The organism is Brevundimonas lenta, assembly GCF_014196335.1.
Classification (GTDB): Bacteria; Pseudomonadota; Alphaproteobacteria; order Caulobacterales; family Caulobacteraceae; genus Brevundimonas; species Brevundimonas lenta.
Genome location: NZ_JACIDM010000001.1, coordinates 887,840 through 913,868 on the forward strand (window position 1 = coordinate 887,840; position 26,029 = coordinate 913,868).

33 protein-coding genes are annotated in these 26,029 nt (G+C 68.8%); 15 read left to right on the top strand and 18 right to left on the bottom strand.

Translation table 11 applies throughout. The features are described from left to right. The first annotated feature begins 55 nt into the window (after positions 1–55). From GGR12_RS04375 to GGR12_RS04415, 9 genes are read left to right on the top strand one after another with little or no spacing between them, the layout of a single operon-like run. Positions 56–1,021, top strand: coding sequence for a heme o synthase (locus tag GGR12_RS04375; RefSeq protein WP_183203153.1), 966 nt, complete (start codon positions 56–58; stop codon positions 1,019–1,021). A 5-nt stretch (positions 1,022–1,026) separates the two neighbouring features. Then, positions 1,027–1,206 (top strand): hypothetical protein, encoded by a 180-nt coding sequence (locus GGR12_RS04380; protein ID WP_183203154.1) that lies wholly within the window; start codon positions 1,027–1,029, stop codon positions 1,204–1,206. Further along, positions 1,194–1,769, top strand: coding sequence for a cytochrome c oxidase assembly protein (locus GGR12_RS04385; RefSeq protein ID WP_425486214.1), 576 nt, complete (start codon positions 1,194–1,196; stop codon positions 1,767–1,769). Before GGR12_RS04380 ends, GGR12_RS04385 begins: the two co-directional genes overlap by 13 nt. Before the next feature lie 48 nt (positions 1,770–1,817). Beyond that, complete coding sequence (locus GGR12_RS04390) at positions 1,818–2,741, top strand: cytochrome c oxidase subunit 3 (protein WP_183203156.1); 924 nt, start codon at positions 1,818–1,820, stop codon at positions 2,739–2,741. After that, positions 2,738–3,127, top strand: a complete 390-nt coding sequence (locus tag GGR12_RS04395) for a DUF983 domain-containing protein (protein ID WP_183203157.1) — start codon at positions 2,738–2,740, stop codon at positions 3,125–3,127. The genes GGR12_RS04390 and GGR12_RS04395 overlap by 4 nt, the downstream gene beginning before the upstream one ends. After that, positions 3,120–3,872: an SURF1 family protein gene (locus tag GGR12_RS04400; RefSeq protein ID WP_183203158.1), complete on the top strand. Its 753-nt coding sequence runs from the start codon at positions 3,120–3,122 to the stop codon at positions 3,870–3,872. Before GGR12_RS04395 ends, GGR12_RS04400 begins: the two co-directional genes overlap by 8 nt. Before the next feature lie 50 nt (positions 3,873–3,922). Further along, a complete protein-coding gene (locus GGR12_RS04405) occupies positions 3,923–5,134 on the top strand; it encodes a M16 family metallopeptidase (RefSeq protein WP_183203758.1) in 1,212 nt (403 codons plus the stop codon). 24 nt (positions 5,135–5,158) lie between these two features. Next, positions 5,159–5,749, top strand: a complete 591-nt coding sequence (locus GGR12_RS04410) for a GNAT family N-acetyltransferase (protein WP_183203159.1) — start codon at positions 5,159–5,161, stop codon at positions 5,747–5,749. Positions 5,750–5,776: 27 nt separating this feature from the next. Beyond that, positions 5,777–7,444: a putative bifunctional diguanylate cyclase/phosphodiesterase gene (locus GGR12_RS04415; protein WP_183203160.1), complete on the top strand. Its 1,668-nt coding sequence runs from the start codon at positions 5,777–5,779 to the stop codon at positions 7,442–7,444. A 377-nt stretch (positions 7,445–7,821) separates the two neighbouring features. On the opposite strand, the gene GGR12_RS04420 is transcribed toward GGR12_RS04415, so the two are convergent. Beyond that, positions 7,822–8,391, bottom strand: coding sequence for a YqgE/AlgH family protein (locus GGR12_RS04420; protein ID WP_183203161.1), 570 nt, complete (start codon positions 8,389–8,391; stop codon positions 7,822–7,824). 127 nt (positions 8,392–8,518) lie between these two features. On the opposite strand from GGR12_RS04420, the gene GGR12_RS04425 reads away from it, so the two are divergent. Beyond that, on the top strand, positions 8,519–9,004 hold the full coding sequence (locus GGR12_RS04425) for a peroxiredoxin (protein WP_183203162.1): 486 nt from the start codon (positions 8,519–8,521) through the stop codon (positions 9,002–9,004). Positions 9,005–9,057: 53 nt separating this feature from the next. Next, positions 9,058–9,510 (top strand): very short patch repair endonuclease, encoded by a 453-nt coding sequence (locus GGR12_RS04430; protein WP_183203163.1) that lies wholly within the window; start codon positions 9,058–9,060, stop codon positions 9,508–9,510. On the opposite strand, the gene GGR12_RS04435 is transcribed toward GGR12_RS04430, so the two are convergent. From GGR12_RS04435 to GGR12_RS04455, 5 genes are all read right to left on the bottom strand, one after another. After that, positions 9,471–11,417, bottom strand: coding sequence for an ATP-binding protein (locus GGR12_RS04435; RefSeq protein ID WP_246328724.1), 1,947 nt, complete (start codon positions 11,415–11,417; stop codon positions 9,471–9,473). The two genes, GGR12_RS04430 and GGR12_RS04435, sit on opposite strands and share 40 nt — an antisense overlap. Before the next feature lie 66 nt (positions 11,418–11,483). Continuing rightward, entirely contained in the window at positions 11,484–12,521 is a 1,038-nt protein-coding gene (locus GGR12_RS04440) for a quinone-dependent dihydroorotate dehydrogenase (RefSeq protein ID WP_183203164.1), read from the bottom strand. Further along, on the bottom strand, positions 12,512–12,868 hold the full coding sequence (locus tag GGR12_RS04445; RefSeq protein WP_183203165.1) for a DUF952 domain-containing protein: 357 nt from the start codon (positions 12,866–12,868) through the stop codon (positions 12,512–12,514). The genes GGR12_RS04440 and GGR12_RS04445 overlap by 10 nt, the downstream gene beginning before the upstream one ends. Next, positions 12,865–13,368 carry a SixA phosphatase family protein gene (locus GGR12_RS04450; RefSeq protein WP_183203166.1) on the bottom strand — a complete coding sequence of 168 codons (504 nt, stop codon included), beginning with the start codon at positions 13,366–13,368 and terminating at the stop codon, positions 12,865–12,867. The genes GGR12_RS04445 and GGR12_RS04450 overlap by 4 nt, the downstream gene beginning before the upstream one ends. Positions 13,369–13,377: 9 nt before the next feature. Next, positions 13,378–14,139 (bottom strand): class I SAM-dependent methyltransferase, encoded by a 762-nt coding sequence (locus GGR12_RS04455; RefSeq protein WP_183203167.1) that lies wholly within the window; start codon positions 14,137–14,139, stop codon positions 13,378–13,380. 44 nt (positions 14,140–14,183) lie between these two features. Between GGR12_RS04455 and gloB the strand changes: the two genes are divergently transcribed. After that, positions 14,184–14,906: a hydroxyacylglutathione hydrolase gene (gloB, locus tag GGR12_RS04460; RefSeq protein WP_183203168.1), complete on the top strand. Its 723-nt coding sequence runs from the start codon at positions 14,184–14,186 to the stop codon at positions 14,904–14,906. Here the strand turns inward: gloB and GGR12_RS04465 are convergent. The 3 genes from GGR12_RS04465 to GGR12_RS04475 all read right to left on the bottom strand — a co-directional run bounded on the left by GGR12_RS04465 (position 14,903) and on the right by GGR12_RS04475 (position 17,657). Continuing rightward, positions 14,903–15,664 carry a DUF4908 domain-containing protein gene (locus GGR12_RS04465; protein ID WP_246328725.1) on the bottom strand — a complete coding sequence of 254 codons (762 nt, stop codon included), beginning with the start codon at positions 15,662–15,664 and terminating at the stop codon, positions 14,903–14,905. The genes gloB and GGR12_RS04465 overlap by 4 nt on opposite strands. A gap of 99 nt (positions 15,665–15,763) precedes the next feature. After that, positions 15,764–16,489: an acetoacetyl-CoA reductase gene (phbB, locus tag GGR12_RS04470; protein WP_183203170.1), complete on the bottom strand. Its 726-nt coding sequence runs from the start codon at positions 16,487–16,489 to the stop codon at positions 15,764–15,766. 97 nt (positions 16,490–16,586) lie between these two features. After that, positions 16,587–17,657 carry an NAD(P)-dependent alcohol dehydrogenase gene (locus GGR12_RS04475; RefSeq protein ID WP_221212196.1) on the bottom strand — a complete coding sequence of 357 codons (1,071 nt, stop codon included), beginning with the start codon at positions 17,655–17,657 and terminating at the stop codon, positions 16,587–16,589. 127 nt (positions 17,658–17,784) lie between these two features. On the opposite strand from GGR12_RS04475, the gene GGR12_RS04480 reads away from it, so the two are divergent. Beyond that, entirely contained in the window at positions 17,785–18,384 is a 600-nt protein-coding gene (locus GGR12_RS04480) for a hypothetical protein (RefSeq protein ID WP_183203171.1), read from the top strand. Between the two features lie 3 nt (positions 18,385–18,387). Here GGR12_RS04480 and GGR12_RS04485 read toward each other — a convergent pair whose 3' ends face one another. The 4 genes from GGR12_RS04485 to GGR12_RS04500 form a co-directional block, all read right to left on the bottom strand. Further along, a complete protein-coding gene (locus tag GGR12_RS04485; RefSeq protein WP_183203172.1) occupies positions 18,388–19,137 on the bottom strand; it encodes a DUF72 domain-containing protein in 750 nt (249 codons plus the stop codon). 97 nt (positions 19,138–19,234) lie between these two features. Further along, the gene (locus tag GGR12_RS04490; RefSeq protein WP_183203173.1) at positions 19,235–19,744 is read right to left on the bottom strand and encodes a CYTH domain-containing protein; all 510 of its coding nucleotides are present in this window, start codon (positions 19,742–19,744) and stop codon (positions 19,235–19,237) included. A 9-nt stretch (positions 19,745–19,753) separates the two neighbouring features. Then, positions 19,754–20,119 (bottom strand): VOC family protein, encoded by a 366-nt coding sequence (locus GGR12_RS04495; RefSeq protein WP_183203174.1) that lies wholly within the window; start codon positions 20,117–20,119, stop codon positions 19,754–19,756. Then, positions 20,119–20,691: a TetR/AcrR family transcriptional regulator gene (locus GGR12_RS04500; RefSeq protein ID WP_183203175.1), complete on the bottom strand. Its 573-nt coding sequence runs from the start codon at positions 20,689–20,691 to the stop codon at positions 20,119–20,121. The genes GGR12_RS04495 and GGR12_RS04500 overlap by 1 nt, the downstream gene beginning before the upstream one ends. 132 nt (positions 20,692–20,823) lie before the next feature. Between GGR12_RS04500 and GGR12_RS04505 the strand changes: the two genes are divergently transcribed. Next, on the top strand, positions 20,824–21,144 hold the full coding sequence (locus GGR12_RS04505; RefSeq protein WP_183203176.1) for a CC_3452 family protein: 321 nt from the start codon (positions 20,824–20,826) through the stop codon (positions 21,142–21,144). Here GGR12_RS04505 and GGR12_RS04510 read toward each other — a convergent pair. The 4 genes from GGR12_RS04510 to GGR12_RS04525 all read right to left on the bottom strand — a co-directional run bounded on the left by GGR12_RS04510 (position 21,121) and on the right by GGR12_RS04525 (position 24,283). Next, positions 21,121–21,609 (bottom strand): ion channel, encoded by a 489-nt coding sequence (locus tag GGR12_RS04510; protein WP_183203177.1) that lies wholly within the window; start codon positions 21,607–21,609, stop codon positions 21,121–21,123. The genes GGR12_RS04505 and GGR12_RS04510 overlap by 24 nt on opposite strands. A gap of 53 nt (positions 21,610–21,662) precedes the next feature. Continuing rightward, positions 21,663–22,082 carry a hypothetical protein gene (locus GGR12_RS04515; RefSeq protein WP_183203178.1) on the bottom strand — a complete coding sequence of 140 codons (420 nt, stop codon included), beginning with the start codon at positions 22,080–22,082 and terminating at the stop codon, positions 21,663–21,665. Between the two features lie 31 nt (positions 22,083–22,113). After that, positions 22,114–23,475, bottom strand: a complete 1,362-nt coding sequence (locus GGR12_RS04520; RefSeq protein ID WP_183203179.1) for a glutamate--cysteine ligase — start codon at positions 23,473–23,475, stop codon at positions 22,114–22,116. Positions 23,476–23,563: 88 nt separating this feature from the next. Then, positions 23,564–24,283, bottom strand: coding sequence for a 16S rRNA (uracil(1498)-N(3))-methyltransferase (locus GGR12_RS04525; RefSeq protein ID WP_183203180.1), 720 nt, complete (start codon positions 24,281–24,283; stop codon positions 23,564–23,566). 126 nt (positions 24,284–24,409) lie between these two features. Here GGR12_RS04525 and GGR12_RS04530 point away from each other — a divergent pair, with 126 nt between their 5' ends. After that, on the top strand, positions 24,410–24,742 hold the full coding sequence (locus tag GGR12_RS04530; RefSeq protein ID WP_183203181.1) for a GIY-YIG nuclease family protein: 333 nt from the start codon (positions 24,410–24,412) through the stop codon (positions 24,740–24,742). A gap of 66 nt (positions 24,743–24,808) precedes the next feature. On the opposite strand, the gene GGR12_RS04535 is transcribed toward GGR12_RS04530, so the two are convergent. Continuing rightward, positions 24,809–25,972 carry an acyl-CoA dehydrogenase family protein gene (locus GGR12_RS04535; protein WP_183203182.1) on the bottom strand — a complete coding sequence of 388 codons (1,164 nt, stop codon included), beginning with the start codon at positions 25,970–25,972 and terminating at the stop codon, positions 24,809–24,811. Positions 25,973–26,029: the final 57 nt, after the last annotated feature.

Sequence of the window (26,029 nt, forward strand, 5' to 3'; positions counted from 1 at the left end):
CCAAAATCGGGGGCCGCTCCTGCACAGGGAGCGGCCCTCAAGCGTTAGAAGAGCCATGACCGAACCCGCCGCACCCGCGATCTCCACGGCCCAGCCGGAAGACTTCTTCCAGCTGCTGAAGCCGCGCGTGATGTCGCTGGTGATCTTCACCGCCGTGACCGGCCTGGTCGTGGCCAAGGGCGATCTGGACTGGATCTCGTCGGCGATCGCCATCCTGTGCATCGCCGTCGGCGCCGGCGCGGCCGGGGCGCTGAACATGGCCCTGGAAGGCGAGACCGACGCCCTGATGCGCCGCACGCGCGGACGCCCCGTCGCGGCCGGACGCGTCCGCAAGAACGACGCCATGACCTTCGGCGTCATCCTGTCGATCTTCTCGGTCATGCTGCTGGGCATGGCCACCAACTGGCTGGCCGGCGGCCTGCTGCTGCTGACCATCCTGTACTACGCCGTCTTCTACACCCTGCTGCTGAAGCGCCGGACGCCCCAGAACATCGTCATCGGCGGCGCCGCGGGCGCCTTCCCGCCGGTGATCGGCTGGGCCGCGGCGACCGGCCAGGCGCCGTGGCAGGCGTGGCTGCTGTTCCTGATCATCTTCCTGTGGACCCCGCCGCACAGCTGGGCGCTCGCGCTCTATTCGGCCGGCGACTACGCCAAGGCCGGCATCCCGATGATGCCGGTGGCGCGTGGCGCAAAAAGCACCCGCCTGCAGATCCTGCTCTACACGCTCGTGTTCGTGCCGGTGGCCATCGCGCCCGGCCTGACCGGCATGGGCGGCTACGTCTATCTCGGCGTTTCGATCGTCGGCGGCCTGGGCTTCCTGCTGCTGGCCTTCCGCCTGTGGCGCTCGCGCGCCGGCGATCAGCCGGACAAGGCCGAGGCCGTGGGGCGAGAGGCCGCATTGTATGACGTGCGCGCTGAGGCCAAACCGGCCCGCAACCTGTTCGCTTTCTCGATCCTGTACCTGATGGCCCTGTTCGCCGCGCTGCTGGTCGAGAGCTTCACCGCCGTCCCCGGACTGTAACCGCCATGCGCCGCCTGACTCCCGAAGAACTCTCCGCCCGCAAGAAGCGCAATCTCGCCATCGCCGGCGCCCTGGTCGTCTTCATCGTGCTGGTGTTCGGCGTGACCGTGCTGAACCTGAAGCGCAACCTCGACGCCCGCGCCGAAGCCATCGCGGCGGGCGAGCCGGTGGGATACGCCCAGTGAAGCTGTCGCGGAACGCCGTCGCCATCGCCTGCGTGCTGGGCGTGATGTTCATGACCGGTGCGGCGTTCGCCGCCGTGCCGCTGTACCGCATGTTCTGTCAGGTCACCGGCTTCGACGGCACGGTGAAGAAGGCCGACAAGGCGCCGGACGTCCAGCTGGACCAGACGGTGCTGATCCGCTTCGACACCAACGTCCGCGATCTGCCGATGACCTTCCACGCCGAACAGGTAACCCAGCGGGTCCGCATCGGCGAAACCGGCATGGCCTTCTTCGACGTGACCAACACCTCGGACAAGCCGATCAGCGCCAAGGCCGCCTACAACGTCGTGCCCGAGCGCGCCGGACCGTATTTCCAGAAGCTGCAGTGCTTCTGCTTCGACGAGCAGATCATCCAGCCCGGCGAAACGATGAAATTCCCCGTCCAGTATTTCGTGGCGCCCGAGATGGCGACCGATCGCGAGAGCAAGGGCGTGCAGGAAATCACCCTCAGCTACACCTTCTATCCCACGGATCGCTTCCAGCAGGCCGTTAACGGCGAGACTGCCTCTGGCGCGGCCGGATAGCGGACGCTATAGCCCCCCTAACGACTCTCGACCGTTTAAGAGACCCCGATGGCCGACGCCCACGCGACACCGCATCACGACTACCACCTGGTGAACCCCAGCCCCTGGCCGCTGGTCGCCTCGATCGCGACTACGATCATGATGATCGGCGCCGTGGTCTGGATGAAGGGCCTGGTCAGCGGCGACGCCGGCCCGGTGGCCGCCATGTTCGCCAAGGGTCATCCGGCGGTCTTCTTCGCCGGTCTGGCCGGCGTGCTGGTGTCGATGTTCGGCTGGTGGGCCGACGTCATCAAGGAAAGCCGCGCGGGTGATCACACCCCGGTCGTCTCGATCGGCCTGCGCTACGGCATGATGCTCTTCATCGCCTCGGAAGTGATGTTCTTCGTCGCCTTCTTCTGGGTGTTCTTCGAGATGAGCATCTTCAACGAAGCGCGCGCTCACATTCCGGAAGTCGGCGCCTGGGCCGACACGGCCAAGGCCTGGACCAATGCTGACGGCTCGTCGCTGTGGCCGCCGCGCGGCATTGAGACCCTGGACGCCTGGCAGCTGCCGCTGCTGAACACCGTCATCCTGCTGCTCTCGGGCACGACCGTCACCTGGGCGCACCACGCCCTGGCCCACGGCGACCGCAACGCGACCAAGATCGGCCTGATCATCACCGTCGCCCTCGGCGTCCTGTTCACCTCGGTGCAGGCCTACGAGTACCACCACATCATCCACGAGCACCTGTTCTTCAACGAGGCGGCCGCCAACTCGGGCCTGTACGGTTCGATCTTCTTCATGGCGACCGGCTTCCACGGCTTCCACGTCCTCGTCGGCACCATCTTCCTGACCGTCTGCCTGCTGCGTCTGCTGGCCGGCCAGTTCACCCCGGAGAAGCATTTCGGCTTCGAGGCGGCGGCCTGGTACTGGCACTTCGTGGACGTGGTCTGGCTGTTCCTGTTCGCCTTCGTCTACGTCACCTTCGGGTGATCGAAGGCCCCACAGGTCAAGACAATCAACCGGCGCGGATCGACCCGATCCGCGCCGGTCTGCGTTGTCGCTGTCCTCATTGCGGGCAGGGACCGCTGTTCGAAGGCTTCCTGAAGGTGGTCGAGCGCTGCCCGGCCTGCGGTTTCGACTTCACCCGCCTGAACACGGGCGATGGAGCGGCCATCTTCATCATGCAGATCGCCGGCGGCATCGTGGTGTTCGGAGCCCTGTTCGTGATGATCGCCTACAACCCGCCCATCTGGTTGCTGCTGCTGGTCACCCTGCCGCTGGTCGCGGGGTTGTCGCTGGGCCTGATGCGGCCCGGCAAGGGCGTCATGATCGCGCTCCAGATGCGCAACCGCGCCGGACAGGCCGGCCATGACTGAGTCGCGCGTTCGGTTCCCCTGGGGGCTGACCATCGTGTCCGCCCTGGCTCTCGCCCTGCTGATCTCGCTCGGCGTCTGGCAGGTGCAGCGGCTGCACTGGAAGACCGGGCTGATCGCGGAGGCGGAGGCCGCCGCAGCCCATCCGCCGGTCGCCCTCGCCGCCCTGCGCGCCGAACGCGGCGTTCCCGAGTTCCGCAAGGTCGCGCTGGTTTGTCCCGGCCTGGCCACCGCGCCCTTCGTCGAGCTGCAGTCTATCCATGACGGTCAGGCCGGCGTCCGCCTGATTTCCGCCTGTCGCCCGGCGGGTAGCGGAGAGACCCTGCTGCTCGACCGCGGCTTCGTCGCCGACATCATTTCGGCCCGGCCGCCGGCGGCCGCGTCGGAAGCGCCCGTCCGGATCGTCGCCGAGGTCCGCCAGACGCCGGCCGCAGGCCCTATGGCAGCAGCGCCGAACGGCTCGCACTTCTACGCTCGCGACAACAACGCGATGGCCAAGGTCCTCGGTGTCGCCGGTTCCGTCGCCCCCGAAACCTTCTTCGCCGTCACCTCGTCCAACCCGGAATGGCAGGCGCTGACGCCGTCCGCACCGCCCGCCGCCTTCTCGAACAACCACCTCGGCTATGCGCTGACCTGGTTCGGGCTGGCGCTGGCGCTGGCCGGCTTCTACATCGCCCTGCTTCGCAGAAAGCTGTCCCTTAAGCAGCCTCGCTCCGCGAGCGAGGCGTCAGGGAAGGAAAAGTCCTGACCGCCACCCTCCACACCCTGTCGAACGGCGTCCGCGTGGTCTGCGATCCCATGCCGGGCCTGCGCACCCTCGCCCTGACCGTCGCCGTGCGCGGCGGGGCCAAGTGGGAGGACGAGGGCCAGTCCGGGTGGTCGCATTGTCTCGAGCATCTGGTGTTCAAGGGCGCCGGCGACATGGGCGCGCGCGAGATCGTCGAGCGCATCGAGGCCGAGGGCGGATCCCTGAACGCCGCCACCGGCTATGAGCGCACCAGCTTCGAGGTCCGCGCCCTGCAGGGTTCCCTGCCGCTGGCCATGCAGGTGGTGTCGGACCTGGTCTTCCGCCCGACCCTCGATCCCGACGAGATCGTGCGCGAGAAGGACGTCGTCGCCCAGGAGATCGCCGAGGCCTTCGACACGCCCGACGACCACGTGTTCGAAATGGCCCAGACGCGCGCCTTCACCGGCCAGCCGCTGGGCCGCCCGATCCTCGGCTCCGTCGCCAGCCTGAAACCCATCACCCGCGCCACGATCGGCGACTGGCGCGCCCGTCTGTATTCGCCCGACCGCATGGTGGTCGCGGCGTCGGGCGCCGTCGATGAGGCCGAGCTTCTGGCCCTGGCCGAGCGCTGGTTCGGCGCCGAATCCGCGACGCCGGCCGCCGTGCCCGACGTGCCGCACTTCACCGGCGGCGATGCGGCCCTGACTCGCCGCATCGAGCAGGCCAACATCGTCTTCCAGCTGCCGGCCCCGTCGGCGGTCGACCCGCTGTATCCGGCCGCCCGGCTGATGACCGAAATCCTCGGCGGCGGCATGGCCTCGCGCCTGTTCCAGAGCGCCCGCGAGGAGCGCGGCCTCGCCTACGCCATCGACGCCTATCACGAACCCTATGAGGACGCGGGCATCCTCGGCATTTACGCCGGAGCCGCGGCCGAGCGTTCGGTCGAACTGGCCCAGGTGTGCGCCGCCGAGCTGAAGGCCCTGGCCGAAACGGGCCCGACCGCCGTCGAGCTGTCGCGCGCCAAGGCGGTGATGAACGCCGGCCTGTGGATGTCGGACGAAAGCCCGGCCTCGCGCGCGGGGCGTGCAGCGGCGCAGGTGCTGATCTTCGGCCGCCTGATCCCCTCTGACGTCATGGCCGAACGCAACCTGGCCCAGACCGCCAACGACGTGCGCGCCGCCGCGGCGGCCTCTCTGGCGGCAGGCAAGGCGGCGACCGCCGTTCTGGGTCCGAAGGCGGCGGCTCCGGCCGGTCGCGCCTTCCGCGACGCCCTGTTCGGCTGATCGTCGCCCGGTTATTCTGCGCCCATGGCTCTACTGGACTGGATCAGCGAGGCGACGGGTCCCGTCATCAATGGCGAGGGCGTGCTGCTGCGCTCGCCGCGTCCCGGCGACCATGAAGCCTGGGCCACACTGCGTCAGGATTCCTACCGCTATCTCCAGCCGTGGGAGCCGACCTGGCCCGAGGACGATCTGACCAAGGCCGCCTTCAAACGCCGCCTGTCGATCTATGCGCGCGAGCAGGACGCCGGGAACGCCTGGCCGTTCTTCATCTTCGCGGGATCCGGCCACACCCTGGTCGGCGCCATCACCCTGTCCAACGTCCGTCGCGGCGTCGCCGAGACGGGCACCCTGGGCTACTGGATCGGAGAGCCGTTCGCGGGGCACGGCTACGCTACGGCGGCCGTGCGGGCGATGAAGGCCTTCGCCTTCGACGAGCTGAATCTGCATCGGGTCGAGGCCGCCTGCGTGCCCGACAACGCCCCCTCGCGACGCGTGCTCGAAAAAGCGGGCTTCGAGCTCGAAGGTCGGGCGCGGGCTTATCTCAAAATTAACGGCGGATGGGCAGACCATCTGTTGTTCGGCTGCGTGAATGACGGGGCCGGGCGAGACGGCTGACGCTGTCCACCGGAGAACCGCAGGCGCTTGAATACTCGCTCCAGAAGTCTGGCCTGGGACGCGACGACCGCCATTGAGGCGCTTGCCGCCGCGGATACGGCCCTGTGGATCTGGACCCCCGCCGAGGACCAGATGCGCTTCACCGGCGCGACCCGCGCGCTGGGCCTGGGTCCGCTTGCGCCGGAATGCTCGGGCGCCGCCTTCACCGCCGTGGCGATCCCGCAGGACCGCGCCCTGGCCGAAAAGATTCTGAAGCCGCAGGAGGAGGGGACCGAAGTCGCCGTCCGTCTGCGCATGCGCGACGCCGAGACCTGCATCTGGCGCGGCGTCTGGCTGGAGGACGGCCTGCGCGCCGCCGGCGTCGTGGCGCTGGAGACCAAATTCGCCGCGTCGCACCGCGACCACCTGACCGGTCTGCTGGATCGCCGCACCTTCCTGACCCGTGCCGGCGAGACCCTGACCCAGCCGGGCGCCTATGAGCTGGTCGTCGCCGACGTCGACCGTCTGCGCCGTCTGAACGAGGCCCTGGGCCACGAGCGCGCCGATCTGGTGCTGGCCGCCCTCGGCTCGCGCCTGAACGCCGCCTTCGCGCAGGAGGCCTCGGCCGCCCGCATTGGCGAGGATGAGTTCGCCCTGCTGGTGCCGCGCGGCGCCGTGGCCGCCTCTGAACGCATGCGTGAGGCGCTGGAGCAGCCGCTGCGCGTCGCCGGCTTCGATATCTATCCGACCGTCTCCATCGGCGCTGTGGCGGTCGATGGCGGGCCGGACGCCGCCGATCCGGCCGAACTTCTGCGCCGGGTCGAGCTGGCTGTCGAACAGGCCAAGACCGCCGGTCGCGGCGGGGTCGCCGCCTATGGCCGCGCGCTGGAGAGCGACAGCCTGTCGCGCCTGGCGCTGGAGGCCGACCTGCGCAACGCCTTCTTGCGCGGCGAGATCGAGCCCTTCTACCAGCCCATCGTGAACCTCAACACCGGCGCGGTGGCCGGCTTCGAGGCCCTGGCCCGCTGGCGTCACCCCAAGCGTGGCCTGGTGCCGCCGGACGAGTTCCTGGGCCTGACCGCCGAAATGGGCCTGATGAACGATCTCGGCCTGCTGATGATGCGTCAGTCGGCGCGTCAGCTGTCCGAATGGCTTCAGCGCCATCCCTCGGCCGGCAAGCTGTTCTGCAGCGTCAACCTGTCGGTCGGCGAGATCGAGCGAGCGAATCTGGTCGAGGACGTCGCCCGGATCATTTCGGACGCCGGCCTGCCCAAGGGCGCGCTGAAGCTCGAGGTCACCGAAGGCGACATCATGCGCGACACCACGCGCGCCGCCGAAACGCTCAAGCAGCTGCGCGACGCCGGGGCCTCGCTGGCGCTGGACGACTTCGGCACCGGCTTCTCGTCGCTCAGCTATCTGGCGCGTCTGCCCTTCGACACCCTGAAGATCGACCGCTACTTCGTTCTGACCATGGACAAGGACGAGGGCTCGGCGAAGATCGTCAAATCGGTCGTCAATCTCGGCCGTGACCTGTCGCTGGAAGTCGTCGCCGAGGGCGTCGAGAACGCCGGTCTGGCCAAACTCCTGCTTGAGGCCCAATGTCACTACGGACAGGGCTTCGGCTACGCCCAGGCCCTGCCTGCGCAGGAGGCCGAGGTGTATCTGAACGAGTCGCTCGCCGACGGCACAGCCCCGATCAAACAACGCTCTGCGTAATGCAGCTGTATCCGAAGCTCTCGCTTCTCGAGTGGCTTCTCGCAGCGCTTGGCGTCGTCGTGGTGGCCGGCATTGTCTGGTTCGGCGTCCTCCACCCTGGGGACCCGCTGTACGTGTCGGCCCTCCGCGATCGCGCCCGCCTTTCTGCCGAGGATCGACTCGTGCTCACCAACACCGGGATGTTGCTGGGCGAAGATGGGTCGACTCGAAGCGGCACGACGCTCTGGTGCGGTCGCATCAACGAGGAAGTTGATCGGAGCGTCGCTGCTGTGACGCGCCACACTAGGCGCGGAAGGCCAATGCTACTGGGTTCCGCCCTGGCCTGGGCGCCGCGCTCGGACGCCGAGCGGCGGATGATCGCCCAGTGTTCGGAGCGCCTAGGCCCGCCCGCTCTGCCCTGACAGCAGGGCCGGATCCACGCCCAGGGTCGCCAGCGCACGGCTCCACTTGTCGGGGTAGTCGGTATCGAAGATCAGGCCGGTGTCGGCCTCGGCCGTCAGCCAGACGTTTTCGCCCAGCTCGTCCTCCAGCTGGCCGTCGCCCCAGCCCGCGTAGCCCAGCAGCAGCACCGACCGGCGCGGACCCGAGACCGGGTCCACCATCGCCGCCAGCGCCTCGCGCGTGCCGGTCATCGCCAGGCCTTCGCCGAAGGGCATCGACGCCTCCGCGGCCATCCAGTCGTCGGTGTGCAGGACGAAGCCGCGCTCGCGCTCCACCGGCCCGCCGACCAGCACCGCGCGCGTGGCGGCGGACTCCGGCGCCGGGGTCGCCAGCTTCGACAACACGGCCTTCAGATCCACGCCGGGGGCGGGGCGATCCAGCCTCAGGCCCATCGCATGGTCCGGCCCGTGGGCGCAGACCAGGATCACCGCATGTTCGAAACGCGGATCGTTGATCCCGGGCATGGCCACCAGCAGCCGCCCGACGAGGGATTGGAAGTCGTCCATAATCCTATGATCGGGATCGTCTCGCCCGGACGCAAGTCAGGCCCACGCCTGATCAGCGGTTGGCGAGCGTCGCCGCAACGCCTATCTGGACCGGGCGTTTGAACCCAATCCTCCACCGGAGCCTGCCATGACCGTCCAGATCGGCGACCGCATCCCCTCGGCCACCCTGACCCGCGCCACCGACGATGGTCCCAAGCCGGTGTCCACCGACGACATCTTCGCGGGCAAGACCGTGGCCCTGTTCGCCGTTCCGGGCGCCTTCACCCCGACCTGCTCGGTTCGCCACCTGCCGGGCTTCAAGGACCACCGCGCCGACCTGGCCGCCAAGGGCGTCGACACCGTCGCCTGCGTCTCGGTCAACGACGCCTTCGTCATGGGCGCGTGGGCGGACAGCCAGGGCATCGGCAAGGACGACATCGTCATGCTGGGCGACGGCAACGGCGACTTCACCCGCCAGCTCGGCCTGACGCTGGACGCCAAGGGCTTCGGCATGGGCGAGCGCTCGCAGCGCTATTCGATGATCGTCACCGACGGCGTCGTCACCCAGCTGAACATCGAGCAGCCCGGTGAGTTCAAGGTCTCCTCCGCCGAGCATCTGCTGGCGCAGCTCTAGGCGTTGGCCGCGAGGCCCTATCGCCTCCTGGCTACTTGAGGGCCTCGCGACCGATGGCTGTTTCGAGCGACGTCTTCTCCCCGGAACAGCGCAGCGCGGTCATGAGCCGCGTGAAGGGCCGCGACACCAAACCTGAACTGGCCGCGCGCCGAATCCTGCGCGCGGCCGGTATTGGCTACCGGCTGGGCGGCTCCGGTCTGCCCGGTCGACCTGATGTCGTGATGAAGGGCCGTCGCGCCGTCGTCTTCGTGCACGGCTGCTTCTGGCACGGACACGACTGCCCCCGCGGCGCGCGTCAGCCGAAAGCCAACGCCGCCTACTGGACCGCCAAGATCGATCGCAACCGGGCGCGCGACGCGGCTTCGGCGGACGCTCTCGCGTCCGCGGGCTGGCGGGTGATCACCGTCTGGGAGTGCGCGATGAAGGCGGCGGACTTCCCCGACCGCCTGATCGACGCGGTGCGCGGTCAGGCCGCGGCGGTCTCGATTTCCTCGACCCCGTCCTGAGCCATGGTCATCACGTGGGTGATGGCCCCCAGCAGCATCGGCGGAGTGATCGGCTTGGGCACGAAATAGGTCATGCCTGCCGCGGTGCAGGCCGCGATGTCTTCCGGCGAGGTGTCGGCGGTCACGGCGATGACCGGCACATGCATGTTCGGGCCGCCCCCGGCGCGGATGCGGCGGGTCGTCTCGCGACCGTCCAGCTCGGGCATCCGCACGTCCATGAAGATGAGGTCGAAGTCGGCCGTCTCGCAGATCTTGAGCGCCGCCATGCCGTCGGCGGCCGTGGCGATGTCGCAGCCCAGCGGCTGCAGGATCAGCTGAATGGCGCGACGGTTGATGTCGTGGTCGTCGACCACCAGCACACGCATCGGACGGCCTTCGTCCTCGTCTGGAGCCTCTTCCACCTCGGTGGCGACAGGCGTCGGGGCAGGCGCGGGGGCGGGCGTGGCGGCGACAGCGGCCTCGAGCGCCTGGGGCGTCGGCAGCGGGGCGGCGCCGGCCGGCCGGGCGGCCAGCACGCGGGCCACCGCGTCGCGGCTTTCCTGATCCAGACCGGGCGTCGTCGCCTCGACCATCTCGCCCGGCTGCAGACGCAGGGCCAGGGTGAAGCGGGCGCCTTCGCCGGGGCGGCTGCGCGCGGTCAGGCGACCGCCCATCAGCTCGGCCAGCTGGCGACTGATCGACAGGCCCAGGCCGGTGCCGCCGTGGCGGGCGCTGACGCCGTCCGCGGTCTGGTCGAAGGGGGTGAACAGGCGCGCGACCTGGGCGGCCGTCATGCCCGGACCGGTGTCCGAAACCTCGATCAGCAGCGCATGGCCGCCGGGCTCTTCCATCCAGCCGTTCAGGCGCAGGGTGATCGAACCCCGCGGCGTGAACTTCATGGCGTTGGACAGCAGGTTGTTCAGCACCTGACGCAGGCGCATCGGGTCGCCGCAGACCGAGGCGGGCATGGTCGCCGCACCCTCGACGCGGAACTTCAGTCCCTTGGCGCGGGCCGGGCCGCGCCACAGGCGCACCGTCTGGTTCAGCAGCTCGCGCAGGTCGAAATCGACCGTATCGACCGTCATGTGACCGGCTTCGAGCTTGGCGTGGTCGAGCAGGTCGTCCAGCAGCGCCTTCATCATGAAGCCGGCGTCGCTGATAAGTCGGGCCTGGGCGCGGGCCGCGCCGTCGCCGGCGCCGCGTTCCAGCTCGGCCGCGCCGGTCAGGATGGCGCTGATCGGGGTGCGCAGGTCGTGGCCGACGGTGGCCAGGAAGGCGCTGCGGCCTTCCATGATGCGTTCAGCGTCAATGCGCTTCTGCTCGGCCTCGACGCGGGCGGCGCTTTCGGCCGTGCGCGCGTCATTCATGCGCTGCCACGTCGACAGGCAGTAGGTGATGAAGACGCCGACGGCGATCGCCGCGGCCGTCACGAAGCCGGTCGAGGCTCCGAACATCGCCATGAAGAAGGGGATCGAGGTCAGATAGAGGAACTGCGGCGCGACCGTCAGCACCAGCACGGACATCGACCGCGGGGCGTTGATCATCGAATAGATGGCGCCGGCCGACAGCAGCATGGCCGCGCAGATGCCGCCCATCGGACCGCCGACCAGCCACAGCGGGACCGACAGGCTGCCGAAATAGCTCGCGTTCAGGACCAGCAGGAAATTGCCCGCGGCCGCGCGGAATCCCGTCAGACGCGTCGTCTTGCCGCTGACGACCGGGGCGAAGGTCCAAAGGTCCAGAGCCTGGACGATGAAATAGCCCAGCACCCAGGCGACGCTGAGGTCCCAGCCGATCAGGGGGCTGAACACCAGGGCGCTGGCCGCGCCCATGCCCAACCGCTGCAGCAACGCCTTGCGTCGCTGGCGGATAGCGCCGGCCCATGCTTCAGGCGCGGCGTCTGGCATGTGGTCTTTGGCGGCCGCCATGCGTCTCCCCGGGGCTGGGCGTTTTCGCCCTTCGGGACACTATGGCGTGCTTGCCCTAACGCTCCGTCAACGGCCGGTTGAAGCCGCTTCCGCCACGGTGGAGAAGCCCTCGGCGTGCAGTCGGGCGGCCAGATCGCGCTTGATGCGGCCGATCAGGCCGGGGCCTTCGTAGATCAGCGAGGAGTACAACTGGACGGCGCAGGCGCCGGCGCGAATGCGGGCCCAGGCCTCGGCGCCGGAATCGATCCCGCCCACGGCGACCAGGGGCAGGCGACCCTGCGAAGCCTCGGCCGCTGCCTGTAGCGCCGCGGTCGCGCGGGCTTTCAGAGGCGCGCCCGACAGGCCGCCGGCTTCGCCCTTGGCCGAGGCGCGCAGGCTGTCCGGCCGATCGAGGGTGGTGTTGGACACGATCAGGGCGTCGAGGCCGTGATCCAGGCTGGCCTCGACGATCATGGCGATCTCGTCCGACGTCAGGTCCGGAGCGATCTTCAGGAATACGGGCGTCGGGTCGGCCCCGCGCGCCTCGGCCAGACGGCCCAGAAGATCGTCCAGCGCGGCGCGGCCCTGCAGCGCCCGCAGGCCGGGCGTGTTCGGCGACGAGACGTTGACCGTCACATAGTCGGCCAGCCCCTTCAGGCGCAGCAGGCCGGCGACATAGTCCGCCGCCTTGTCCTCGGTGTCCTTGTTGGCCCCCAGGTTGGCGCCGATGGCGACCGAGGTGGGCCGCAGCGTCAGCCGCTCCGCGAAGGCCTCAAGCCCGGCGTTGTTGAAGCCCATGCGGTTGATCACCGCCCGGTCCTCGGTCAGGCGGAACAGACGCGGCTTCGGATTGCCCGGCTGCGCCACCGGCGTGACCGAGCCGCATTCCACGAAGCCGAAGCCCAGGCGCGCCAGCCCGTGCAGGGCCTCGCCGTTCTTGTCCAGGCCGGCGGCCAGGCCGACCGGATTGGGCAGCTCCAGCGCGCCGATGCGGGTGCGCAGCACCGGATCGTCGGCGGCCGGGGCGGGCAGGGGGACCATCTGCAGCGCGCGGATCGCCAAGCCGTGGGCGGTCTCGGGGTCGATGTTGCGCAGCAGGCTCGCGCCGATATCGGTCAGCCCCATCCGACGGCTCCATCCTCGAAACGCATCACCCCGTCCGCATCCACCGACAGCCCGCGCTCCTCGACGGCGGCGCTGACGGGCAGGGGGGCGAACAGGTGCGGGAACAGGTCGCCGCCGCGCGACGCCTCCCATTTCAACGCCTCGCCCAGCCCGGAAAGATCGACGCTGACCAGCACCAGGTCGCTCCGCCCGGCGTAGTGGCGCCGCGCCGTCTCGGCCAGTTGCCCGTCCGCCGACATGTGGATGTAGCCGTCCGCCAGATCGACGGCCGATCCGGCATAGGCGCCCGCGGCCTTCGCCGCGTCCCATTCGACCCGGTCGACCAGTTTGTAGGCGATGTCGCTCATGCGCCGGCCACGTCGCGCGGCTGCAGGAAGCCTTCGAAGGTGCAGCGCCCGGCGACATCCACCTGGAACAGCGCCGCGGCGCCGGGCGGGAAGCCGCCGCTCATCCGGTCCAGCACCGACGGCGAGGCCGCGCTCTCGATCAGATATTCCACCGCCAGCAGATGGACCCCCGGATTGTGGGCGACGACCAGCAGGGAGCCCGCCTCGTCCTCGGCGGCCTGGATATGGCGGCGCAGGGTGTCGGCCGAGCCGTTGTAGAGGGGCTCGTCCTCGCGCACCTGCACGTCGCCGAGGGCGTCGTGGACCAGTTCCCAGGTCTGGCGCGTGCGGTTGGCGGGCGACACCAGCGCCAGGTCGGGGCGGACCCCGCGCGCGGCGAGCGCACGGCCCATCAGGGCGGCGTCGGCCCGGCCCCGCGCCGAAAGATTGCGGTCACGGTCACGGCCGGAGCCGCTCGCCCGTTCCGCCTCGGCGTGGCGCATCAGGATCAGTCGCTGCATGCGCGCCCTTTAGGGGTGTTTTGCGGGTCCCGCCAGACCGCGTCGGCTGCTTCTGGATGCGGGCTGGGGCTGCAGCGCGGGCGCCAGCGCCGGGGCGGTGGCCGCCGCCGTTCCGGGATGCAGCCGCGCATAGGCCTGACGCGTCGCCTCCAGCAGGATGACGCCCGCCGCGCCCGGCGCGATACGCTTGCCGACCTGCTCCAGACCATCCGCCAGCGGCAGCAGCGGCGTCCACGGCGGCACGTACAGGGTCTGGGTCCAGGCGGTCGGCTCAAGGCCCGCCTCGCGCACCAGCCGCTCCAGCTGGCGGCGGGTGAACGGGCGGCCATGCCCGAACGGCGTCGCCTCGGACCGGGACCACAGGCCGCCGCGCGCGGCCGCGATCAGGATGATCCGTCCCGCCGGCGCCAGCGCCCGCACGGCCTCCAGCATCAGCGCCTGGGCGTCGTCCGCCTCTTCCAGGGCGTGCACCAGCAGGATGCGGTCGAATGAGCCCGCGGCGAACGGCAGGCGGCGGTCGTCGACCAGCACCGTGCGGTTGCGGCCGACCGGCGGCCACATCTCGACGCCCTGACCGCCCGGCATGGCGGCGACCACCCGTCGCGCGCCGACGAAGGTGTCCAGCCACGGCGTGGCGTAGCCCAGTCCCAGCACGTCGCAGTCGGAGGCTTCGCCCCAGGCGTCCTCCAGCCGTCGCGCCAGCAGACGACGCGCCAGCGCCCCGGCCGGTTCGCCGTAGAAGATCCTCAGTTCCTCGATGCTGCGCCGCATGGGGTCAGCATAGACCCGCAACGGGGCCGCTGCCACAATGGGGCATGTCCCTGGATGTCCGCCTTTTTCCCTGCCTGTCCGACAACTACGGCATCCTCGTCCGCGACGCGGCTGCCGGGACGGTCGCGACCATCGACACCCCGGACGCCGACGCCATCCTGGCCGAGCTGGAGCGATCCGGCTGGGGTCGGCTGGACCTGATCCTGAACACCCACTGGCATCCCGACCACACCCAGGGAAATGCCCGCCTGCAGGCCGAGACCGGCTGCGAGATCGTCGGGCCGGAAGAGGTGCGCAAGGCCGCGCCGCTGGACCGCGTCGTTCGCGGCGGCGACGAGGTCATGCTGGGTGAGACCCGGCTCGAGGTCACGGACGCGCCGGGCCATACCCTCGGCCATATCGTCTACCGCTCCCCGACGGACGCCCAGGCCTTCGTCGGCGACGTGCTGTTCGTCATGGGCTGCGGCCGCCTGTTCGAGGGCACGCCCGACCAGATGTGGTCCAGCCTTCAGAAACTGGCCGCCTGGCCGGACGAGACGGTCGTCTGGTGCGCGCATGAATACACCGCCTCGAACGCCCGCTTTGCGCTGAGCATCGATGATCGGCCGGAGATGGAAGCACGGGCCGCCGGGGTCTTCGCCATGCGCGAGCGCGGCGAGCCGACGGTGCCGACGACGATCGGGGCGGAGAAGGCCTTCAATCCGTTCCTGCGCGCCGCCGACGCCGGCGACTTCGCCACCCGCCGCGCCGCCAAGGACAGCTTCTAGCGGCTGGCGTTTTCGGCCGGCAGGAAGGCGCGGATCACGCGGGCCGAGGACGGACGTCCGGCCACGCCCTGCGAGGGGGCCACCACGATCCGCAGTTCGCCGCGGTTGTAGGTCACCCCGGCGGTAGCTCCCTGGGTGATGACGATGCGGCGCAGCTGGTTCAGCGAAGAACGCCCGCTCGGGGAGCGGGCGATGCGCATGACGGCGTCGGTCGACAGGATCAGCGCCTCGACCGTCAGACCTTCGGCGGCCTGGTTGGTGTCGACGTTGATCTCGATCAGCCGGCCCATGGTCTGGCTGATCATGGCGCTGCGGCGGGTCATCAGCTGGAACAGCTGGGTCGGCCCGAGGCGGGGCAGGGACAGGGTTTCGCCCGGACCAGAGAACGAGGCCGGCGAACCGCCCGGCGCGCGGGCGGTGTAGACGGTGATGCCGCCGCCCTGGGTCACCCGCAGGATCTGCTGGCCGGCGTCGTTGCGATAGATGACGTCGCCGCGCGGCGCGGCCGTCGGACGCAGCACCCAGGTCTCGTCCCGGCGATCGAAGCGCAGCAGCGGACGCTGGCCCGAGCGGTCCAGCGTGAACGCATCGCCCGAATCGGCGACGTAGCGGCCGGGCGCCGGAAGGCTGGTCGTGGGGGCCGTGCGGTTGCGCAGCGAGCGGCTCTGCTCCGCCTGCACATTGCCCCGCTCCTGGGCGGCGGCCTCGGCGAACAGCGGAGCCAACGACAGCGTGACGGCCGCGAGGGCAATCGCCATCGCAGTCGGAATCGGCGTCCGCGCCGTTCTGACCCTCGCCGTCAACTCCATGGCGGCCTAGGTGGAATCGTCACACGGCGGATTTTGGGCGGGGCCCCGTCAACCGACCAGATACTGACCGCCGTTCAGCGACAGGGTACAGCCTGTGACATATCCGGCACGCTCGCCGGCCAGCCAGGACACCATGTCGGCGATTTCCTCGCCTTTTCCGAGCCTTCCGACCGGGATCTGGGAGATGATTCCGGCCAGAACCTTCTCGTCCATCGCCCCCACCATTTCGGTGTCGATGTAGCCCGGCGCGATGCAGTTCACGGTGACGCCCTTGCGCGCGTTTTCCAGCGCCAGCGCCTTGGTGAAGCCGATCATACCGGCCTTTGCGGCCGAATAGTTGGTTTGACCGATCTGGCCCTTCTGGCCGTTGATCGAGCTGATGTTGACGATCCGGCCGAAGCTGCGGTCGCGCATGCCGTTGATGACCTGGCGCGTCATATTGAACACGCTGTCCATGTTCACCCGGATCACGTCGGACCACTGATCCGAGCTCATCTTGTGGAAGAAGCCGTCGCGGGTGATGCCGGCGTTGTTCACCAGCACGTCGATCGGACCGAACTGCGCCTCCACCTCGGCCACGGCGCGGGCGCAGTCGTCGAACGAGCCGACATTGCCCTTCACCACCATCACGCCCAGCTCGGCCGCGGTCGCCTCGGCCGCCTCGGTGTTGCCCGAGTAGCCGGCGGCGACGGCCATGCCGTCTTCCTTCAGCCGCTGAACGATAGCCTTGCCGATACCGCGGGTTCCGCCGGTCACGAATGCGACGCGAGCCATGAGCGCTTCCTTGTCCCAGGTGCTGCGGCCTCTGGGGGCGGGCCGCATGCCTTACGGATACGCTTTAGCTCGCGCGCCGTTGCGCGGAAAGACGGCGTTACGCAGCTTTATCGAACCGGCCCATGTCGATGACGAAGCGGTAGCGGACGTCGGACTTCTCCATCCGCTGGTAGGCCTCGTTGATCTGGTCGGGGGCGATGACCTCGATCTCGCAGGCGACGCCGTGCTCGGCGCAGAAGTCCAGCATCTCCTGGGTCTCGCGGATGCCGCCGATCAGGCTGCCCGCCACGCGGCGCCGGCGCCACAGCAGCGGCACCGCGAACACCGGCATGCCCTCGGTCGACAGGCCCAGCATCACCATCGTGCCGTCGCGGGCCAGCAGGTTGATGTGGCTGGAGATCTCATGCGTGGCCGAGACGGTGTTGATGATCAGATTGAACTTCTCGGCCGCCGCCTGCATGGCCGCCTTGTCCGAGTTGATCAGGAAATGCTTCGCGCCCATGCGTTCGGCGTCGGCCTTCTTGCGGTCCGAGGTCGACAGGACGGTGACTTCCGCCCCCATCGCCGCGGCCAGCTTGACCGCCATATGACCCAGGCCGCCGAGGCCGATCACCGCCACCTTCGAGCCGGGACCGACGCCCCAGGTCTTCAGCGGGCTGTAGGTGGTGATGCCGGCGCACAGCAGGGGCGCAGCGGCGTCCAGCGGAATGCTGTCGGGGATCGACAGGACATAGTTCTGATCGACCGTGATGCGGTCGGAATAGCCGCCCTGGGTGATGGCCTGGCCGACCTCCTTGCCCTTCGGATCGGGCGAGCCATAGGTCTGGGTCATGCCGGGGACGCAGTACTGCTCCAGCCCCTCGCGGCAGGCCTCGCAGGTGCGACAGCTATCGACCATGCAGCCGACGCCGACCCGGTCGCCTTCCTTGAAGCGGCTGACGTTGGCGCCCACGGCCGTGACCACGCCGGCGATCTCGTGGCCGACCACGATGGGATAGCGGCTGTTGCCCAGATCGTTCTTCGCCACGTGCAGGTCCGAGTGGCAGACGCCGCAGTATTTGATCTCGATCGCCACATCGTCGGGGCCGGGATCGCGTCGATCGAAGCTATACGGGCTCAGCGGCGCGTCGGCGGCGGTGGCGGCGAAGGCGCGTGTGGCGATGGGCATGGGGAGGCTCCTCGGGCTCTGCGACAAACTCCAGTTGCGCCCTCATGCGCGTCGCCGCAAGCGGTCAGCCCGCTTGACCCTTTCCAGGCGCGCGCTAGAGCGTTCCGCACCTCAGGGGGAAATACACATGATGACGACGACTCGCGTTCAACGGCGCTGGATGACGGCTGCCGGACTCGCACTGGGCCTCGCCCTGACCGGCGCGCCTGCGCAGGCCCAGACGTTCATCCCCAGCGTGATCGGGGCGACGGTCGGCAACATCACCGCCAACAGCGGCAACGGCTGCGGCGCCGGCCCCGAAGCCATGGTGGACTGGAAAGCGTCCAGCAGCCCGCTCATTGACGGCGTGCTGAACACCTATGCCGGGGCGATGGCGACGGGCGACCGGCGCAAGGCCCGCAGCGTCTTCAAGAGCCGGCAATGGATCGACGCCTCGGGCGCCGTCCAGAACCCCTTCGAACTGTCGCCCTTCAGCATCCCCGGTCAGGAGGGGACGCCGGTGCTGCGCCAGACCGAGCTGATCATGGGCGGCGACTATCAGTCGGCCCAGGGGCGTTGGGCGTTCGGCCCCGACGGCGCGTCGACTCGCTACGCCACCGTGGACCTGGAGCGCGACTTCTTCGGCGCCTGGAAGATCAAGCGGCTCGAGGTCGCCGAAGTCGCCCCGGAACCCCTGCCGGATCGCTTCTGCTCGTACCGCGATCTCGTGGCCCGGACCGCCGGCTGACGCTCAGCCCAGCTTGGCGATCAGCGCCTGGGCGGCGGCCGGGTTGCGGACCTTCGCACCCGAGATGAAGTACGCGAACACCTCGCCCCGCTTCGCCCAGTCGCGGGTCTGCCCGGCGATGGCGTCAAGTTCCTGCGACGTCATCCCGGTCGGCTCGTCCTCGCGGCTCGACATCAATCGGGCATAGGTGAAGTCGGCGGTCGGCTGGTCGATCTTCGGCCAGTTCGGCTCCTCGTCGTCGACCGCATAGACGATGGCCACGCCGTACTTCGCAGCCAGATCGTAGAACTGTTGCGTGTCGAAGCTCGGGTTCCGCACCTCCAGCGCATGGCGCAGCCGCAGGCCGTCCTTCTCGTGCGGCAGCAGCTTCAGGAAGCCCTCGAAGTCCTCGGCGTCGAACTTCTTGGTCCCCATGAACTGCCAGTTGATGGGCCCCAGCTTGTCGCCCAGCGCCGTCAGTCCCTGATCCAGGAACCGGCCCATGGATTCGCCCATGTCGGACAGGACCTTGCGGTTGGTGCAGTAGCGGCTGGCCTTGACCGAGAAGACGAACCCCTCGGGCGTCTCGTCGCGCCACTTCATCCAGCTGTCAGGCTTGAAGGTCGAATAGTAGGTGCCGTTGATCTCGATGGAGGTCAGAGCCCGTGAGGCGAACTCCAGCTCCTTCTTCTGGCTCAGCTTCTCCGGATAGAAGACGCCGCGCCACGGCTCAAAGGTCCAGCCGCCGACGCCGATATGGATGTTGCCTGACATGGTCACCTCCGTACCGGGGGTTGTCGCAGGAAGTCCCGCCCGCCGCTACGGGCGACGCCGCTGTCGCATCCGGAATCCGCCTGATAGTCCGCGACGCCTAGAAGACCAGCGACGCCGCATAGGCCGGATCGGCCAGCCGGGCGTTGACGAACTCCGCCTGCCGCGCGCGCGGCACCGCGAACCGGATGTACGGCGCCAGCGCGGGCAGGATTTTCGGCGGCGCGTCCATGCCCTCGGGCATCTCGCACTCCGCCATCGCGAAGTAGATTTCGCCGTCGTCGTTCATCAGCAGGTCGACGTCCCACTGCAGGCCGTGTCGGTCCGTCACCGTCCGCCGCAGCTTGTGGATGCGCCGCGTCGTCTTCGGCCACAGGTCGTCGAAGTCGCGGGCGTCCTCGATGGCCGTTTCGATCTCGATCAGGCGTCCGGCCGCGGTGATCTTGTAGGTGAAGCTGTCCTCGTGGACCCCGCTGTCGACGCGCCTCCGGATGCGCGCGTCGCCGGGCAGATAGCCCTGGCGGATCTCGCTCCATGTCTCGCGATCCCACAGGGCCAGGACGGCCTCCGGATCGGACAGGACGTATTTGCGCTCGTTCTCGGTCGGCATCGAAGTCTTCTAGCCGGAAACCGTCTGGCCGAAGGTGATCCAGAATCCGTTCGGGTCGCGGATGATGAACTCGCGCATGCCGTAGAAGGTGTCGTGCAGGTCCTCGACCAGGTCCAGGTCGGCGCGTCCGTCGAACCGGCGTCGGAACGCCTCGACGTCGTCGGTCTCGACATAGAGGTCCACGTCCCGACGGTCATGCGTGGCGGGTCGGCCGCCGCAGTTCAGCATCACCCGGGTCGCGCCCAGGGCCAGCTGCGCCCACGTCGTCTCAACACCGTCCTCGGCCGTGGCCAGCACCTCGAAGCCGATGCCCTCGTACCACCGGGCCGTCGCCGCGACGTCCGGCACATGGATCATCGGCGTGACGGTGGTCATCAGGCGACCAGCATCCGGTAGGCCGCCATGGCCTGGTTGCGCGCCGTCTCGTCGTCCAGCAGCCGGCGGGAGTGGCTGTAGGCCAGCACCAGGCCCTTGAACTGGAACACCAGGGTGTCCAGCGCCGCCTCGTCACGGTCGGGATGGATCGTCCGGAACTCGCGCTTCAGCACCCTGGCCCAGCGGATCTGGCTGGCCTTCAGCGCATCCCGCAGCGGCCCCGGCTGGTCGTCCAGTTCGGCGGCGGCGGCCATCAGCGGACAGCCCCCGGGGCGATCCTCGCCGTCGATCCAGTCCAGCTCTCCCTGAATGATCCGGTCCAGCCGTTCGCGGCCCGGCTCCAGCGGCTCGGCCGGGTCCCAGACGGCGACCTTGAAGCGATCGATCATGGCGTCGACCAGCTCGATCTGCAGCGATTCCTTGGACTGGAAATGCTTCAGCACCGCGCTCTTCGACACGCCCGAGGCGCCGGCGACGTCCTGCAGGCTGACGGCGGCCAGACCGCGCACGGTGACCTGTCTCATCGCCTCGTCGACCAGTCGGGCCCGGGTGGCGGCGCCTTTGGGCGGCATCTGCGTCTCCAATAAAAGTGACCGAACGGCGAATTTTTCGATTGACTCAAAGTGACCGGTCGGTCACTCATATGTGCACGGTCGGTCACTTTTGCACGGATCGGCCGTTTTGAACAGCCCCAGGAGGCGACGATGCTTCTCATGACCCTGATGACCGCGGCCCTTGCGGTCGCCCAGCCCGTCCAGGGCGCCGGCGCGACCGCCACCCTGGTTCAGCCCCGCGAAATCCGCCTGAACCTCGACGGCCGCAACTGGAACTGCAACGGCGGCGGCGAGTGTGTCGGCCGCGGCGGCGGCACCACCCAGCCGCTGATGCGCGAATGCCGGCGCTTCGTGACCCGCTTCGGTCCGGTCTCGGCCTTCAGCCGCGAAGGCCTGGCCCTGACCGAGGCCGAGATCGGCCAATGCAACACCGACAGCCTGGCCCGCTCACCCCGCGCCCCCGCCGCCTGACCGGGCGTCGCTCCCACCGCCGCGCGCCACGCGGCGGTGGGGCGTCGGCACGATCCGCGCCATCACGGTGACGAAGAAGGCGACCGACCAGCCCAGCAGGATCACCCCGTTGATCCCCTCGATCGCCCCCAGCAGCTTCCATTGTTCGGCGATCTCGGCGTCGCCGTAGCCGATGGCCCCGTAACTGATGGTCGAGAAATAGATGGCGTCGCGGAAGTTCGCGACCGCCCCCAGGCCGTGGAACAGCACGGCGTAGAGCCAGATCTGGGCGCCGTGCAGGACGAACAGTCCCAGGATGATCAGCACGGTCAGCAAGGCCGCCTCGATCGACACCGCATTCAGCCGCACCCGGCCGGTCCGGTGGTCATGATGCTTGATGCCGCGCGCCATCAGCAGCAATCCGGACGCGTGCATCGCGACCGTGATCAGCACCATGATCGTCGCGATGACCAGTTCGAGGATCATGACCCCGTCATAACAGACGGAGCGGCGGCGGACGACCCGGGGTTGCGGCCTTGTCAGCCCTTCCGGGCGCAGGCGGCCAGCAGTTCCGCCTGTTCCGGCGTCGGCGAGCGAACCTCAGGCAGTGCGAGGCGCTGGACCCGGTCGCCGGAGCCGATCAGCGACAGCGGGCTCTGATCCTCGCTCTCGCGGACCAGCGCGGCGAACGGACGGTTCGGGTCGTCGGCCACACGGCCGCAAACCAGCCGTTGGCGGTAGCCTGACGTATACTCGAGCCGGGTTCCGCTGATCCTGACGTCAGGATCGTCGAGAGCCTCCCGCACGGCTGCTTCCGTTGCGCGGATCGGCGACGAGCTGTCCGAGCCGAACAGCCACAGGGCGGCGATCAGGGCGACGATCCCTGCCCCGGCGAACACCAGCATGTCCCGGGTCGGACTGTTCCAGTCGAGGAATTTGTCGAGGATGGACGGGCTCATGGGACCGATCCTGCCGGACCGGCCCTAACAATCAGTAGGCGAAATCGCGGTACAGGCGGCTCAGGTCGCCCTTCCACTCGCCGTGATAAAGCGACAGCAGCCGGTCGGCGGGGGTGATGCCGCTGTCGGCGATGTCCTCAAGCTCGGACAGGTAGCCGCGCTCGTCGACCATGCCGCCCGAGAAGCGGGCCCGATTCTTCAGGCCTTCGCGGGCGATGTGGACCATGTCCTTCGCCACGTCCTGCACCGTGCGGCCGGCGACCTCGGCCTTCAGGCCCAGGCGCGTCACGTCGCGGCGCAGACGCTCGTGGTCCTCGACGTCCCAGTCCTTGACCAGGTCCCAGGCGGCCGCCAGCGACGGCGCGTCGTACAGCACCCCGGCCCACAGGGCGGGCAGGCCGCAGATGCGGCTCCACGGCCCGCCGTCGGCGCCGCGCATCTCCAGATAGGATTTCAGCCGCACCTCGGGGAACAGGGTGGTCAGGTGATCCAGCCAGTCCTTCCTGTTCGGCAGTTCGCCGGGCAGGGCAGGCAGTTTTCCGTCCAGGAAGTCACGGAACGATTGGCCCGAAGCATCGACGTACTTGCCGTCGCGCTTCACGAAATACATCGGCGTATCCAGCGCATAGTCGGCGTAGCGCTCGTAGCCGAAGCCGTCCTGGAAGACGAAGTCCAGCATGCCGGTGCGGTCCGGATCGGTATCGGTCCAGACGTTGGCGCGGGCGGTCAGGAAGCCGTTCGGCTTGCCCTCGGTGAAGGGCGAACAGGCGAACAGCGCCGTCGCGATCGGCTGCAGCGCCAGCGAGGTGCGGAATTTGGCCACCATGTCCGCCTCGCTTTCGAAGTCGAGGTTCGCCTGGATGGTGCAGGTGCGCAGCATCATATCGAGGCCGAGCTTGCCCCGCTTCGGCATGTAGGCGCGCATGATGTCGTAGCGGCCCTTGGGCATGACCGGCACGTCCTCGCGCCGCCACTCAGGATCGAACCCGACGCCGAGGAAGCCGAGGTGCAGCTGGTCGGCCACCTGTTTGACCTCCATCAGGTGCTGGCCCGTCTCGGTGCAGATGTCGTGGATGTCCTTCAGCGGCGCGCCCGACAGCTCGAACTGGCCGCCCGGCTCCAGGCTGATCGAGGCGGTGAAGCCTTCGGCGTTCTCGCGCTCCAGGGCGATGACGTGATCGCCCTCCAGCACCGGTCGCCAGCCGAAACGGGTCAGGCCATCCAGCATCGCCTTGATGCCGTTCGGGCCCTCATAGGCCGGGCGGCGCAGGGTCGACTTGTCGAAACCGAACTTCTCGTGCTCGGCGCCGATACGCCATTGGTCCTTGGGCTTCTCGCCCTTGGACATGGCGCCGATCAGGTCTTCCCGGGAAAGCGGTGCGGCGTCGGCCATCTTGTTCTTTCAGCCCCTCTTGTCGCGGCTAGATGGGCGACGAGACGGCAACGCTCAAGGGGCCGGAATATTTCCGTGCGTGTGGGGGTTACCGATCCCAGTCGCCGATCGCCGCCTGCCACAGGGTCAGGGCGGTCGTGGCGGCGGTGTCGGCGCGCAGGATCCGCGGGCCCAGGGACACGGAGGTGGCGAAGGGGAGGGACCGCAGACGCTCGCCTTCCTCGGGCGAGAATCCGCCCTCCGGCCCGATCAGGATGGCCCAGGACGACCCGCCCGCCGCCTGCAGCGCCGGGATCGCCGGCGCGCCGCCGGTCTCGTCGCAGAACATCAGCCGTCGCGACGCGTCCCAGCCGTCCAGGATCGCATCCAGCTTCCTCGGCGCATCGACCAGCGGCACGTCCAGCCGCCCGGTCTGTTCGGCGCTTTCCTCGGCGATGGCGTCCAGCCGGTCGAGGCGCAGGTGCTGCGCCTGGGTCCGCTGCGTCGTCACAAGGCTGATCCGCGCCGCGCCCAGTTCGGTGGCTTTCTCGACCGCGAACTCCAGCGCAGATTTCTTCACCGTGGCGATCAGCAGATGCACGTCCGGTGGATTGATCTGCGCCCGCACCTGCGCCTCGGCGCGCAGGATCACGCCCTTCTTCAGCACCTCGGCGATCGTCGCCCGCCACTCCCCGTCGCGCCCGTTGAACACCAGCAGCTCGTCGCCCGCCTTCAGCCGCATCACCTGCGTCAGATAGCGCGACTGATCGAGCGTCGGCGCAGCCGCGGCGCCGGGGGACAGGTCGGTGGTGACGTGGAGGCGGATCATGGGCCTACGTCATAGCCTCCCCGTCGGCCTTGTCATCCCGGACGAGCGAAGCGAGATCCGGGACGGGATGGGCCACAACCTTGACTGCTCCCGGACAACCCGTGAGGGTTGCGCCGGGAGGCGGTCATGACCCAGCGCTTCTATGTCTATCTGCTCGCCAGCGGGCCGTGCGGCTGGCTGTATGTTGGCGTCACCAACGACCTCGTGCGGCGCGTCGCCGAGCACAAGGAAGGCCTGGTCCCAGGCTACACGGCCGAGCGAGGGATCGATCGCCTGGTCTGGTACGAAACCCACCGGTACATCGATCAGGCGATCCTGCGCGAAAAGCGGATCAAGCGCTGGCTGCGCGAATGGAAGTTCGCGCTGGTCGAGGAGAATAATCCGCGTTGGGCCGATCTCTATGGAGAGTTACGAGCCACCCCTGGGCCCGGTTCGGCAAGCCGACCGGGCCAGGAGTGATGGCTTGTCAGCCCGTCCCGGATCTCGCTGCGCTCGTCCGGGATGACAAGAGTGCAGTGCTAACCCCTACAGCGTCCGCGCGATCAAGAGCTTCATGATCTCGTTCGTACCGCCGTAGATGCGCTGGACGCGGGCGTCCTTGTACAGCTGGGCGATCGGGTACTCGTTCATGTAGCCGTAGCCGCCGTGCAGTTGCAGCATCTCGTCGATGACCTCGCCCTGGATGTCGGTGACCCAGTATTTGGCCATCGAGGCGGTGGCGGCGTCCAGCTTGCCCTGCAGGTGCAGGCCCAGGCAGTGGTCGACGAAGACCTTGGCGACGGTCAATTTCGTCTTCACCTCGGCCAGCTTGAACTGGGTGTTCTGGAAGTCGATCACCCGCTTGCCGAAGGCCTTGCGCTCCTTGACGTAGGCCAGCGTCTCCTTGAGCCCGCGCTCGGCCGCGGCCACGCCCTGAACGGCGATGTTCAGCCGCTCCTGCGGCAGCTGCTGCATCAGCTGGATGAAGCCCTGGCCTTCGCCGCCGCCGATGACGTTCTCCAGCGGGACCTTCACGTCGTTGAAGAACAGCTCGGAGGTGTCGTTCGCCTCCATGCCGATCTTGTGCAGGTTCCGGCCGCGCTCGAAGCCCTCGGCGCCGTCGGTCTCGACCACGATCAGGCTGGTGCCCTTGGCGCCTTCGGCCGGATCGGTCTTGGCCACCACGATGACGAAATTGGCCAGCTGGCCGTTGGTGATGAAGGTCTTGGAGCCGTTCACGACGTAGTGGTCGCCGCGCTTGATGGCGGTGGTTTTCACGCCCTGCAGGTCGCTGCCCGCCCCCGGTTCGGTCATAGCGATGGCGCCGACCAGTTCGCCGGACTGCAGGCGGGGCAGCCAACGCTGCTTCTGCTCCTCGGTGCCGTAATGCCAGATGTACGGCATGACGATCGCGTTGTGCAGCGAGATGCCGAAATGGTCCGCGCCCTTCCAGCCCAGCTGGCGCATCAGCACCACCTCATGGCGGTAGTCGCCGCCCATGCCGCCGTCGGCCTCGGGCATCGACAGGCCCAGCAGACCGGCGTCCCCGGCGTCGTTCCACAGCTGCCGCGGCACCGACGAGTCGGCGATCCACTGCTGGAACTTCTCCGGCGGCGCATGCTCGTCGATCCATTTGGCGACGCTGTCGGAGAAGAGGGTGATCTCTTCTTCCTGCATGAAGGCGGGTTCGGGGACGTTGAGGACGTTCATCGGGGCTACTCGTCATCTCCCTCCCCGTCCCGGGGAGGGTGGTCGCGAAGCGACCGG